Below are 13619 nucleotides of genomic sequence, written 5' to 3' on the forward strand. Positions count from 1 at the left end.
TTGAGGTCAGCAGCGCGCTGGCCTTAACAATTTTACTTCCCTTTTTCGCTTCCCTCAGCCATTTTTATAATCCTTATGTCGTGATTATAAAAAGGAAACGGCTATGCAATATCACCGTATACCCCACAGCTCGCTGGAAGTCAGTACACTGGGGCTGGGCACAATGACGTTTGGTGAACAAAACAGCGAAGCCGACGCACATGCACAGCTCGATTATGCCGTAGCACAGGGCATTAATTTGATCGACGTTGCCGAGATGTATCCGGTACCGCCGCGTCCTGAAACCCAGGGTCTCACCGAAACCTACGTAGGTAACTGGCTCGCCAAACACGGCAGCCGTGAAAAGCTGATCGTCGCTTCTAAGGTCAGTGGACCATCACGCAACAACGACAGCGGCATCCGCCCGAATCAGGCGCTGGATCGTAAAAATATCCGTGAAGCGCTGCACGACAGCCTGAAAAGACTACAAACCGATTACCTGGATCTGTATCAGGTTCACTGGCCGCAGCGCCCGACCAACTGCTTTGGTAAGTTAGGCTACAGCTGGACAGACTCCGCGCCGGTCGTTTCCCTGCTGGATACGCTGGACGCGCTGGCCGAGTTTCAGCGCGCCGGGAAAATTCGCTACATCGGCGTTTCTAATGAAACCGCGTTTGGCGTGATGCGCTATCTGCACCTGGCGGACAAACACGATCTGCCACGCATCGCCACCATCCAGAACCCCTACAGCCTGCTGAACCGCAGCTTTGAGGTTGGACTGGCAGAAGTGAGCCAGTATGAAGGCGTTGAGCTGCTGGCCTACTCTTGCCTGGGCTTCGGTACATTAACCGGGAAATACCTGAACGGCGCGAAACCTGCCGGTGCACGCAATACGCTGTTTAGCCGTTTCACGCGCTACAGCGGCGAGCAGACGCAGAAAGCCGTTGCGGCCTATGTGGATATCGCGAAACGCCATAATCTGGATCCTGCGCAAATGGCGCTGGCATTCGTGCGTCGTCAGCCGTTTGTCGCCAGCACTTTGCTGGGCGCCACGACCATGGAGCAGCTAAAAACCAACGTTGAAAGTCTGCATCTGGAGTTGAGCGAGGAAGTGCTGGCAGAGATTGAAGCGGTGCATCAGGTGTATACCTATCCTGCACCTTAACAGTTAGCGCCTGATGGCGCTGCGCTTATCAGGCCTACAGACAGCGTTCCCTGTAGGCCTGGTTGCAACAGCATATAACAGACTAATGGCGGCGCTGCCAAATCCACAGCGCCGCAATCGCCAGCGCAAACAGCGCACCGAACCCAATACCAATCGCTACCGCCGGGATCCCCACCAGCACCGCCAGTGAGTAAATACCCAGCATCAACAGCATCGCGCTGTTTTCACCCAGGTTTTGCACCGCAATCGCATTACCTGCGCCGACGCTTTTCTTACCCCGTTCCTGCAGTAACGCATTCAGCGGCACCACAAAGAACCCACCACACACACCGATAAGCATCAGCAATGCGTAGGCCGGAAGCAGCGAATGTTGAAGAGAAAAAATCAGCACCACGACGCCAATCAGGATCCCCGCAGGCATACAGCGCGACACGGTTTCCAGCGTCACCAGCTTCGCTGCCGCCCCCGCGCCGACGACAATCCCGATCGCGACCATGGCATTGAGATAGGTCGGCGTGGCGTTATCGGTGATGCCGAGCGCCACCGGAACCCACAGTACCAGCAGAAAACGCAGCGTAACGCCCGCCCCCCAAAAAAGGCTGGTTCCCACCAACGAGAAGCGTGTTTCACCGTTGCGCCACAGCGAAGAGGCGGCACAGAAGAAACTGCGCGTCATTTTCCCCAGATGCCAGGACTGGCCAGGGCGAGCCGCGGCCAGTTTCGGGATATACAGGTTAGCGACCACTGCGCCAGCATAGGCCAGCGCACAGGCAGAAAGCGCGGCAATCACGTGCCAGTCGGCCAGAACGCCGCCGGCGACAGAACCGAGCAAAATCGCGGCAATGGTGGAAGCTTCCATCAGGCCGTTGGCCTTCACCAGTTTGTCGCCGGTAGTCAGTTCACCAAGAATGCCATACTTGGCCGGTGAATACGCCGCCGCGCCAATCCCCACTAACGTATACCCGAGGAACGGATTAATGCCGAAGCAAATACTTGCCGCACCCAGCAGTTTCAGGGTGTTCGCGAACATCATCACTCTGCCTTTGGCAAAGCTATCCGCCACCTGTCCAACAAACGGCGCAAACAGAATGTAAGCGCCCACAAACACCATTTGCAGGATAGGCTGACTCCAGTCCGGATAAAATTGCTCCTTCAGCAACGCCAGCGTAGCAAACAGCAACGCGTTATCGCCAAACGCCGACAGAAACTGCGCGGCGATAACGGACATCATCCCTTTGGACCAGATTGACGTGTTAGTGTGCACTGACTCACTCATGTTGTTTTTCCGGCTCATCGACCCAGCTTTTCAGCGTAACAAAATCCGGCTTACCGCTGCCGAGTAATGGGAGTTGCTTCAGGTGGCGTATATCACGCGGTACGGCGAGTTCAGGTACGCCGTGCGCCCGCGCATACTGCTGTAGTTTTTCACGCGTGAGTTCGCTATCGGTGGTAAACAGCACCAGCGCCTCACCTTTGCTGGCATCGCTCTTGATCGCCGTGGCATGCATTTTGTCTGCTGATACCGCCAACGCCAGTTGCTCAACCATTTCCAGCGACACCATCTCTCCGGCAATTTTAGCAAAACGCTTAGCGCGCCCCTGAATCTGTACAAAGCCGTTTTCATCAAAGCGCACGATGTCACCGGTGTCATACCAGCCGCGCTCAATCTCACCTTGCGCATTCTCTGCCGTCGGCACTTCCAGCACCCCAGGTTTTTCGACGCGCAAATAGCCGCTCATAATATTAGGGCCTTTCAGCTGTAAACGCCCACCATCCTCAATTCCCGGAACGGCCAACAGTCGAGCATCCATACCAGGCAAGATGCGCCCTACCGTTCCCGATTTTGCCGCCATCGGTACGTTAATCGACACCACCGGCGCACATTCCGTCACCCCATAGCCCTCAAGGACACGCAGGCCAAATTTCTCCTGCCACAGTTGCTTTGTGCTGTCCTGCAGTTTTTCCGCTCCCGCAACCACATAGCGCAGGCGATGGAAATCGTATGGATGCGCGAAACGCGCGTAGTTGCCGAGGAACGTTGACGTACCAAACAACACGGTGCAGTTCCGGTCGTATACCAGCTCTGGCACAATGCGGTAATGCAACGGGCTGGGATATAGAAACACTTCTGCGCCAGTTAGTAGCGGCGTGAATAATCCCACCGTTAGCCCAAAGGAGTGGAACAGCGGCAGCGCCGACATAAAGCGGTCATCGGCGGTGAAATCGGCAATCGTTTTAATCTGCTCAACGTTCGCCAGAATGCTTTTATGACTGTGAACCACGCCTTTCGGATGGCCTTCTGAACCGGAGGTAAAGAGGATCACCGCAGCGTCTTCCGGCTGCTGCTTCACCTGCGCCAGATGCGGTGCCAGCAGATGTGAGAAAATCCACAGCTTATCGCCAAAGGTCACATCAGCTTTCAAGTCTTCCAGATAAACCCAACGCACCTGGGTAAGCTGTTCCGGTAAATGCCAGAGTTTGCCTTTATCGAGAAACTGTCGGGATGTGAAGATCGTTTTAATTTCAGACGCAGTTATGGCGCTGGTTAATCCTTTCACACCCGCGGTGTAGTTCATCATGGCCGGAATGCGTCGACGCGCAATGGCGCCAAAAATGACCGCCGCGCTGATTCCCGCATTTGGCAGCATCAGGCCGATTTTTTCACCTTCGACGCTGTATTTTTCCAGAATACGCGCGACAAACAGCGTCTTTGTCAGCAGTTTGCGGTAGCTGTCCGGAGTGAAATTAATATCTTCAATGCAGTTTTTACCTGCGCCAAAACGGTATTTCGCCGCCAGCAGCGACTCGTAGAGCGTCTCACGCGGACGAACCGCCATGCGTGCTTCCATCATAATTTGATGCAGCATCTCTCCGGCGATTTTACGGCGATCGCGAGCTCGCGGTGCTTCCGGCATCGGCAGTTGTGTCGGCGGTAGGATGTGTAAGCGGATGCGCGGGAAGAATCGCTGTTTAACCAAACCTTTCAGGCGACTAAAGCGGGAAAGCTCCGCGCCTTCGATGCGCACAGGAACCACCGTGGCCCCTGACTTTGCCGCGACAAACCCGGCGCCGTCATAGATTTTCATCAATGAACCGGTGGTCGAAATACGTCCTTCCGGGAAGATAACCACCGGGCGGCCCTGTTCGACCAGACGAACCAGATGTTTAATCGACATCGGTTTGGTTGGATCTAACGGTACGAAATCAATCAGCGGGGTTAGCCAGCGCATATACCATTGCTGGCTGATCGAGGTGTAAACAGCGAAGACGGGACGAATCGGTAAAAAGAGCGCCAACAGGATGCCGTCTATAAATGAAACATGGTTGGGAGTGATTAGAACGCGTTCTCCCTGTAGCGCGCTGACATCGCCCGTGACGCGAACGCGGAAAAGCACGCGAAACAGATTACGAAAAAAGCCAAATAGCATCTCAACTCCCTGTGCCATTAATTATATAAACATCAATGGTGGGAGAGTATACGAGTTGGGGAATAGGTGCGACAGGTAACTGTTAAATACAATTCGAAAAAAAACCTGCGCATCCGCGCAGGTTGGTGCAAGAGACAGGTACGAAGTGCGTACCGAATAATCTCACCAATCAATACCTCTGGGATCTTGATTGTGGTCGTCAGCAGCCAGATACGCCAGTGCGAAAACGCAAAGGAATGAACCCAAATGCAACGAGTTGTGTAAATTATCGGTTACTGTTACAGATAGGCTGAAGGTAAAAAAAAACCTGCGCATCTGCGCAGGCTGGTGTAATTCTAGTGATCAACCCGAAAGTTGATTTCACCTATCAATACCTCTGGGATCTCAACTCTAGCAATCTGCTCAGTTCCCTCACCAGCGAACAATCGCAACAGCACATCGCAAAGTGTAAGCAAAAATTAGCATTTTCTATTTTCTGTCTTACTTCGCTCGTGTGCGCTCACATTTGCGACGTTCTGACGGGCAATCTGCTTGAACAGCCAGCCATTTTCCGTAACACTGACGGAATGTAAGCGTTTACCCACAACAGGTACTATCATGGCGACCATAAAGGATGTAGCCCGACTAGCAGGTGTATCAGTCGCCACCGTTTCTCGAGTGATTAATGATTCCCCTAAAGCCAGCGAAGCATCGCGCCTGGCTGTAACGAGTGCAATGGAATCACTCAGCTACCACCCCAACGCCAACGCGCGTGCGCTGGCACAACAATCCACAGAGACCATCGGTCTGGTAGTTGGTGATGTGTCCGATCCATTCTTTGGGGCAATGGTTAAAGCTGTCGAGCAGGTGGCCTATAACACCGGTAATTTTTTGCTGATTGGCAACGGCTACCATAACGAAGAGAAGGAACGACAGGCGATTGAACAGCTCATTCGCCACCGCTGCGCAGCCCTTGTTGTCCACGCAAAAATCATCCCGGATGCTGAGCTGGCATCACTAATGAAGCAAATCCCCGGCATGGTATTAATTAACCGAATTCTGCCAGGATTCGAACAACGCTGCGTTGCCCTTGATGACCGTTTCGGCGCATGGCTCGCGACCCGGCACCTCATTCAACAGGGCCATACACGCATTGGCTATCTGTGCTCCAATCACACAATTTCAGATGCGGAAGATCGTCTGCAAGGCTATTACGACGCGCTGGCAGAGAGCAATATACCGGTCAGCGATCGCCTGATAACGTTTGGTGAACCGGATGAAAGCGGCGGTGAACAGGCGATGACCGAGTTACTTGGTCGTGGCAAAAACTTCACAGCGGTAGCCTGCTACAACGACTCAATGGCGGCTGGTGCCATGGGCGTATTAAATGATAACGGCATTGATGTACCGGGAGAAATCTCGCTGATTGGTTTTGATGATGTGCTGGTTTCCCGCTACGTGCGCCCGCGTCTGACCACGGTGCGCTATCCGATCGTGACGATGGCAACCCAGGCTGCCGAACTGGCGCTCGCGCTGGCGGAGAAGCGCCCCGTACCTGAAATTACCCACGTTTTTAACCCAACTCTGGTACGTCGCCATTCCGTTTCGACGCTGACAGAGCCGGGGAATTCATCGTCAAACGATTAACCAGGATAGCGTTATGACTACGATGTTGGACGTTTCACGACACGCAGGCGTCTCAAAAGCGACCGTTTCGCGCGTACTGAATGGCACGGGTCAGGTAAAAGAGAGCACGCGCCAGAAAGTGTTTAAGGCCATGCAGGCACTTGATTATCGGCCTAATTTTTTAGCGCGATCTTTGGCAAACCGCACCAGCAACAGCATTGGTCTGGTGGTTTCTACATTTGATGGATTCTACTTTGGCCGGCTGCTGCAACAGGCTTCACGCCAGACGGAATCTCACGGCAAGCAGTTGATCGTCACCGACGGACACGACACACCAGAGCGTGAGCAGGAAGCCGTGCAAATGCTGGCGGACAGGCAGTGCGACGCCATTATTCTCTATACCCGCTATATGAGTGAAAAAGAGATAATGTCGCTGATGAACAGCATCGCTATGCCCTTGCTGGTCATCAACCGTGATGTCAGCCAGGCCCGCGATCGCGCGATTTTCTTTGAACAGGAAGACGCGGCCTATCAGGCGGTCAATTATCTTATCTCCCAGGGCCATTGCGATATTGCTTGTATCACTGTGCCAGGCCATACCCCGACCGGTAAATCCCGCCTGATGGGGTATCGTAAAGCGCTGGAAAAAAACGGTATTCCCTGGGATCCCGACAAGGTCAAATACGGCGACTCCACGATGACACGAGGCTATGAAGCCTGTCGTGAACTGCTGGAGGAAGGGGTGAAATTCAGCGCACTGTTCGCCTGTAACGATGACATGGCATTGGGCGCATCAAAAGCGTTACATCAGGCCGGGCTGAGGATCCCAACGGACGTCTCACTGTTTGGTTTTGATGATGCACCCAGCGCCAAATGGCTGGAGCCGGGGCTGTCTACCGTTTATCTGCCGATTGATACCATGATAACCACGGCAATCGACCAGGCTATCCGGCTGGCCAACGGCGAGAGCGTCGAGCCAATCCCACCGTTTACCGGCAAACTGGTACTACGTGACTCAGTAACGCTCGGGCCGTATTTTAAGTAATTAAATGCCGGATGGCGGCACAAGTGCCTTATCCGGCCAACAGCGCCCACAGTTAATTTCGTAGGCCGGATAAACGTAGCGCCATCCGGCATTTCACCACGCTGTAATCAGATTAATTCCAGCGCTAACAGCTCATCAATGGTCTGGCGACGGCGAATCAGCCGCGCCACGCCGTTATCGAACAAAACCTCCGGCAGCAGAGGACGGCTATTGTAGTTTGACGACATAGACGCGCCGTACGCCCCGGTATCATGCAAGACCAGATAATCACCCGGCACCACCGCAGGCAACAGACGGGTTTCCACATTTCCGCCCTCCTGCTGGGTAAACACGTCGCCAGATTCGCACAGCGGCCCGGCCACCACGGTTTCCCGTTGCGGGGCGTGTTCCAGAGACCGACCATCCCCAGCCAGCGCGGAGATATGGTGATAGCTGCCGTACATCGCCGGGCGCATCAGATCGTTGAAGCCCGCATCGATCAGCACAAAGTGACGGCTACCCATCTCTTTTACGCTGCGTACCTGTGCTACCAGCACGCCGGCTTCCGCGACCAGAAAACGACCCGGCTCTATCTCAAGCGCGACCGGGTGCCCCAGGTATTTAGCAATCTGCTCACGCGCAGCGTTCCACAATCCAAAGTAGTGATCGGTATCGATCGCCTCTTCACCTTCGCGATACGGGATTGATAAACCGCCACCCGCAGAGATCGCCTCCAGATCCTGATCAAATTCAATTACCTGACGCACCATCGCACCACACACCTGCTCCAGATGCGCGTAGTCCACACCGGAGCCAATATGCATATGAATCCCCACCAGCTTCAGCTTGTAGCGCTGAATCACCTCCAGCGCCGCGGGAAGATCGCTATACCAGATCCCGTGCTTGCTGTTTTCGCCGCCGGTATTGGTTTTCTGACTGTGTCCATGCCCAAAGCCAGGGTTTACGCGTAGCCACACGCGATGGCCCGGCGAGACCTGACCCAGTTGTTCCAGCATATCCACCGACCCGGCATTTACCGGAATGCGCAATTCATGCACCCGCGCAAGCGTCGCCTCATCAATCATATCGGCGGTAAAGACGATTTCATCTTTCCCCGGTACAAAACCTGCCGCTAGTGCACGTTCAATTTCGCCCAGCGAGACGGAATCCACCTTCACGCCCTGCTCGCGCATCAGGCGCAGAATATGAATATTCGAGCATGCCTTCTGGGCAAAACGCACCACGTCAAACTGACTCAGTTTGGCAATCTGCGCGCGGATAATCTGCGCATCATAGACCCACACCGGGCAGCCGAATTCGGCAGGCAGGCGCAGCAGGTTGTCGGCGGTCAGGTCAGTGTCTGTGTTGTTGAGTGGGCGTGGCATGGTGTGCTCCGGTATTGGCTTTTTTATGATTACGCCACAGCCCGAAAAGAATAAAAAATATCGTTTTATCGTGAGTCTATGCAAAAATGATATGGATTGGTTCATTCGAGGATTGCCCATGCCCGCCGTTAACCTGCGACACATCGAAATTTTTCACGCCATCATGACGGCAGGCAATCTGACGGAAGCCGCGCGCATGCTACATACCTCGCAGCCCACCGTTAGTCGGGAACTGGCCCGATTCGAGAAAGTACTGGGATTAACGCTGTTTGAACGCACGCGTGGCCGGCTGCACCCAACCGTGCAAGGGTTACGTCTGTTTGAAGAGGTGCAACGTTCGTGGTATGGCCTGGACAGAATTGTGAGCGCCGCCGAAAGCCTGCGCGAGTTCCGCCAGGGCGAATTGTCGATTGTTTGCCTGCCGGTATTCTCACAGTCCTTTTTACCGCCACTACTGCAGCCATTCCTCGCACGCTATCCGCAGGTCAATATTCAGATAGTGCCGCAGGAGTCACCGCTACTGGAAGAGTGGCTGTCAGCGCAGCGCCACGATCTGGGGTTAACGGAAACGCTGCATACGCCTGCCGGAACAAAACGCACCGAATTGCTGGCGCTGGATGAAGTGTGCGTGCTGCCCCAGGGGCATCCGCTGACTAAGAAAGCGGTGTTAACGCCGCAGGATTTTCAGGGGGAAAACTACATCAGCCTGTCACGGACCGACAGTTACCGTCAGCTACTGGATACCCTGTTTAATGAGCACCAGGTGAAGCGCCGTATGGTGATTGAAACCCATAGCGCCGCTTCAATTTGTGCAATGGTGCGGGCAGGCGTGGGGATCTCGGTGGTAAACCCACTGACCGCGCTGGATTACGCCAGTAGCGGGGTCGTCATCCGCCGCTTCAGTATTTCGGTACCCTTTACGGTCAGCCTGATTCACCCACTTCATCGCCCCGCCTCGGCGCTGGTTGATGCTTTTACGGCGCATCTGCAGGACCATCTACCAAGTCTTATTGACCCGCTGGAGGCTATTTTGCATCCACAACCGAAAGCATAAATGCCACCGCATCTTGCGCATGGATTGCCGCGGTGTCGAAAACCGGTAGTGGGCTTCGCTCGGTGGGAACCAGCAGACCAATCTCGGTACAGCCAAATATCACCCCTTGCGCCCCCTGTTTCGCTAACTGGTTAATGACGCTCAGGTAATAGTCGCGGGAGGACTCGCTGAATTCACCGAGACACAGCTCATCGAAAATAATTTGGTTTATTTTCTGACGGTCATCAGCTTCAGGAATCAGCGTGCTAATGCCAAATTCAGTCTGTAAACGCCCGCGATAAAAATCCTGCTCCATGGTGTAACGCGTGCCCAGTAGCGCCACATTGCGCATCTGCTGCTTTTGTATCGCCCGACCCGTCGCATCGGCAATATGCAGGAATGGCACATCACAGGCGGCTTCAATCGCCTCAGCAACCTTGTGCATGGTGTTGGTACACAGCACAATCCCTTCCGCACCCGCCTGCTGTAACCCCAGCGCCGCCTGCGCCAGAATATCGCCTGCTTTATCCCACTCACCGCGACTCTGGCACAACTCAATCTCATGAAAATCCACGCTGTGCAGCAGGATCTGCGCTGAATGCAGGCCGCCCAGGCGCTGTTTTACCCCTTCATTAATGAGTCGATAATAAGGAATGGTAGATTCCCAGCTCATACCGCCTAACAGACCGATCGTTTTCATCATTTCCCCTGACTCGTTGTTGTCTCTCCAGTGAACCAAAGATGTGATCAACTTTCCACATATGTTGGCGTGCATTTCTTTTTTTAATTTTCTGATATAGGTTTAATGAAACATTGTTTTAATTAATTACAGGAAGGCCGGATGTTTATTTTTCATAAAGAGACCACGCTTGACGATCTGGGCAATGGCGTTACCCGGCGCATTCTTGCTCACGACGGTAACATGATGGCGGTTGAGGTGAACTTCGAGCAAGGCGCGATTGGCCCGATGCACAATCATCCGCACGAGCAGCTGACTTACGTGTTGTCCGGTGAGTTTGAATTTACCATCGGCGAAGAAAAGCATGTCGTTAGGGCGGGCGATACCCTGTATAAACAACCCAACATTATGCATGGCTGCGTCTGTTTAAAACCGGGAACGCTGCTGGATACCTTTACGCCCATACGCGAAGATTTTCTACACGGGTAATTTCGTTGTTCTCAAGCCGTGCTACTGACCGGTTTGAGAACACGCTAAAATGCGTACTCAGTTCCCTAAAAATGAATACGTTACAATGTGGGGCATTTTCCTTCGATACCAATTCGCATAAGCATTAATCACCCGATGCGTCTCGCCATGTGGGCGATTACAGTCACGTTATCTTAATTAACGGTGACGGATCGCCATGACAAAAATGACAACATCCACTCCACATGACGCAGTCTTCAAACAGTTCTTGTACCATCCTGATACCGCAAGAGATTTTCTGGATATCTATCTTCCATCAACCTTGCGGGAGCTATGTGATCTGCAAACACTAAAACTGGAATCAGGCAGTTTTATTGAGGATAGCCTGCGAGCCAGCTACTCCGACGTACTGTGGTCATTAAAAACAAATGAAGGCGATGGGTATATCTATGTTGTTATCGAGCATCAGAGTTCGCCAGACGCTCACATGGCATTTCGGCTAATGCGCTATGCAATGGCCGCAATGCAACGCCATCTGGATGCTGGCCATAAAACATTACCTTTGGTGATACCGATGCTGTTTTATCATGGTGCACTCAGCCCCTACCCCTTTTCACTCTGCTGGCTGGATGAGTTTGACGACCCCATAGTGGCACGACAGCTATACTCAGCAACATTTCCGCTGGTAGATATCACCGTAATACCCGATGACGAAATTATGCAACATCGCCGTATAGCACTGCTGGAATTGATGCAAAAACATATCCGCAAGCGTGATTTAATGGGATTAGTGGAACAACTGGTCTCGTTGCTGGCTACGGGATACGCTAATGACAGCCAGCTCAAAACGCTATTTAATTACATGATGCAGTTTGGAAATACGCCTCACGTAGATAAATTTATCCGTGAAGTCGCTCAGCGGGTACCACAGCAAAAGGAAAGTCTGATGACTATTGCGGAAGTGTTGCAACAAGAAGCCAAACAACAAGAAGCGTTACGCATTGCCCAGATGATGTTAGCGAATGGTATTAGCCATGAAATTATACTAAAGATAACCGGGCTGTCTGCTAAGGATCTCCTCGCAAGGCAGGCGGCTCCACACTGAAATAAGTAGTAATGAGAGCCCGATAATCAGTTGTTCTATCGGGCTCCCTGCTCACTTACACCCCAATATCTCTTAACTTCTCACCTGCCATCAGCTTACGTTCGATATGCTCAAGCGTGACGTTTTTGGTTTCTGGAATCAGCCAGAACGTAATACCGATAAACACGACGTTCAGCGCAGTATATAGCCAGAACGTACCGGCGGCGCCAATGCTATCGAGCAGCGTCAGGAACGTTGCACCAATGATCATGTTCGACACCCAGTTGGTGGTGGTGGAGCAGGTAATACCAAAATCACGGCATTTCAGCGGCTGAATTTCCGAACACAGGATCCACACCACCGGCGCGGCGCTCATCGCATAGCCTGCAATACACATCATCGTCATGCCAACTGACAGCCAGGATAGTCCACTGGAAGCCGTGCCGTTATCAAACTGCATCAGGCAATATCCGAGCACCAGCGTCCCGATGGCCATTACGCTGAAACCAATTTTCAGCGCCGGTTTACGTCCTGCTTTGTCGACCGTGAAGACAGCAATAAAGGTAGCGAACATAAACGTTAAGCCAACCACCAGCGTGGCAATCATCTGCTGCTCTGTGGTGGTAAAACCCGCCATTTTGAAAATGCGCGGCGCGTAATACATGATGATGTTCATCCCAGTGAACTGCTGCATCGCCTGCAGTAACATCCCAAGAAAAACTGCGCGGCGCACGTTACGGTTAATTTTAAACAGCGCCCAACCACCCTGCTTCAGCTTCAAGCTTTCACGGATTTCGTTCAGCTCATCGCGGGCCTTTTCTGACGTATCGCGCAGCATGCGCAATACTTCTTCAGCTTCAATGTGGCGACCTTTTTCCGCCAGCCAGCGCGGGCTGTTGGGCAGGAACACAACCAGAATAATCAGCAATACAGCCGGAAGAGCCAGCACGCCCAGCATAGCGCGCCAGTTACCGCTGTAGCTGAACGCGGTATCAGACAAAAAGGCCAGAACGATGCCCAACGTCACCATCAGCTGATACATACTGATCATCTTGCCACGCACGTTTTCGCTTGCCATTTCAGAGAGATAGAGCGGTGCGGTGTAAGAGGCGATCCCCACCGCAACGCCCAGTACCACGCGGGCAAAAATGAGCATTTCTACGCTGGAGGCAAACGCCGAGCCCAGAGATCCGACGACGAAAAGGATCGCCCCCGCCATCAGACTGTATTTACGTCCCAGGCGGAATGACAGCCAACCGTTAAACAGCGCACCAATTGCCGCGCCCAGCATCATGCTGCTGACCACCCACTCCTGCAGGCGGCTGGTCAACACAAAGTGATCGGTGATGAAAGGCAACGCCCCGGCAATCACGCCAATATCCAGGCCGAATAACAACCCTGCGACAGCCGCAGAGATAGAAACAAACATATTCATACGTCGCGTATCGCGCACTGAGCGCGGCGCTAAAGCAGCATCATTATTTATTGAGACCATTTTTTCCTGCCAGATACAGAGTAACCATGCCATTGAAAGTAAGGGATCCCTTGCAGGAAGCGTCAGGCGGGAAACGGCAAAAACATGGATTAAATAGCTACACCACATCGTTATGTGATGGATATTCCAATTTTAAAATTTACCGACAATCACTCAATTAAATTTAATTTATTGATATTAAAGAATATTAAAAATAATAAATTGATACACATGAAATTTAATATGGAATAATTTATAACCACAATATGGATTTTAATGATTCAAAAGTAAAAAA

General features: G+C 52.7%; 11 protein-coding genes. 6 read left to right on the forward strand and 5 right to left on the reverse strand.

Annotated features, from left to right (window positions below):
- Nucleotides 1-103: 103 nt before the first annotated feature.
- The gene (locus WC1_RS05490) at nucleotides 104-1144 is read left to right on the forward strand and encodes an NADP(H)-dependent aldo-keto reductase (RefSeq protein WP_003033954.1); all 1041 of its coding nucleotides are present in this window, start codon (nucleotides 104-106) and stop codon (nucleotides 1142-1144) included.
- 82 nt (nucleotides 1145-1226) lie between these two features.
- Here WC1_RS05490 and lplT read toward each other — a convergent pair whose 3' ends face one another.
- Together lplT and aas are read right to left on the reverse strand one after the other, a co-directional pair.
- Complete coding sequence (lplT, locus tag WC1_RS05485) at nucleotides 1227-2420, reverse strand: lysophospholipid transporter LplT (protein WP_016150926.1); 1194 nt, start codon at nucleotides 2418-2420, stop codon at nucleotides 1227-1229.
- Nucleotides 2413-4572 (reverse strand): bifunctional acyl-ACP--phospholipid O-acyltransferase/long-chain-fatty-acid--ACP ligase, encoded by a 2160-nt coding sequence (aas, locus tag WC1_RS05480; RefSeq protein WP_016150927.1) that lies wholly within the window; start codon nucleotides 4570-4572, stop codon nucleotides 2413-2415. Before aas ends, lplT begins: the two co-directional genes overlap by 8 nt.
- A 597-nt stretch (nucleotides 4573-5169) precedes the next feature.
- Here aas and galR point away from each other — a divergent pair.
- Nucleotides 5170-6198, forward strand: a complete 1029-nt coding sequence (galR, locus tag WC1_RS05475) for an HTH-type transcriptional regulator GalR (RefSeq protein WP_016150928.1) — start codon at nucleotides 5170-5172, stop codon at nucleotides 6196-6198.
- 13 nt (nucleotides 6199-6211) lie between these two features.
- Nucleotides 6212-7222 (forward strand): LacI family DNA-binding transcriptional regulator, encoded by a 1011-nt coding sequence (locus tag WC1_RS05470; RefSeq protein ID WP_016150929.1) that lies wholly within the window; start codon nucleotides 6212-6214, stop codon nucleotides 7220-7222.
- A 107-nt stretch (nucleotides 7223-7329) separates the two neighbouring features.
- Here the strand turns inward: WC1_RS05470 and lysA are convergent, their stop codons facing one another.
- Nucleotides 7330-8586: a diaminopimelate decarboxylase gene (gene lysA, locus WC1_RS05465; protein ID WP_016150930.1), complete on the reverse strand. Its 1257-nt coding sequence runs from the start codon at nucleotides 8584-8586 to the stop codon at nucleotides 7330-7332.
- A 118-nt stretch (nucleotides 8587-8704) separates the two neighbouring features.
- Here lysA and WC1_RS05460 point away from each other — a divergent pair, with 118 nt between their 5' ends.
- Nucleotides 8705-9640, forward strand: a complete 936-nt coding sequence (locus WC1_RS05460; protein WP_003033937.1) for a LysR family transcriptional regulator — start codon at nucleotides 8705-8707, stop codon at nucleotides 9638-9640.
- Here the strand turns inward: WC1_RS05460 and WC1_RS05455 are convergent.
- Nucleotides 9612-10319, reverse strand: coding sequence for an aspartate/glutamate racemase (locus WC1_RS05455; protein WP_032948040.1), 708 nt, complete (start codon nucleotides 10317-10319; stop codon nucleotides 9612-9614). The two genes, WC1_RS05460 and WC1_RS05455, sit on opposite strands and share 29 nt — an antisense overlap.
- A 141-nt stretch (nucleotides 10320-10460) precedes the next feature.
- Between WC1_RS05455 and WC1_RS05450 the strand changes: the two genes are divergently transcribed.
- Nucleotides 10461-10787, forward strand: a complete 327-nt coding sequence (locus tag WC1_RS05450; RefSeq protein ID WP_003033932.1) for a cupin domain-containing protein — start codon at nucleotides 10461-10463, stop codon at nucleotides 10785-10787.
- A 196-nt stretch (nucleotides 10788-10983) separates the two neighbouring features.
- On the forward strand, nucleotides 10984-11871 hold the full coding sequence (locus tag WC1_RS05445) for an Rpn family recombination-promoting nuclease/putative transposase (RefSeq protein ID WP_003033929.1): 888 nt from the start codon (nucleotides 10984-10986) through the stop codon (nucleotides 11869-11871).
- Nucleotides 11872-11926: 55 nt separating this feature from the next.
- Here WC1_RS05445 and araE read toward each other — a convergent pair whose 3' ends face one another.
- Nucleotides 11927-13345: an arabinose-proton symporter AraE gene (gene araE, locus WC1_RS05440; RefSeq protein ID WP_003840970.1), complete on the reverse strand. Its 1419-nt coding sequence runs from the start codon at nucleotides 13343-13345 to the stop codon at nucleotides 11927-11929.
- Between the last annotated feature and the right edge of the window lie 274 nt (nucleotides 13346-13619).

The organism is Citrobacter sp. KTE30, assembly GCF_000398825.1.
Classification (GTDB): Bacteria; Pseudomonadota; Gammaproteobacteria; order Enterobacterales; family Enterobacteriaceae; genus Citrobacter; species Citrobacter freundii.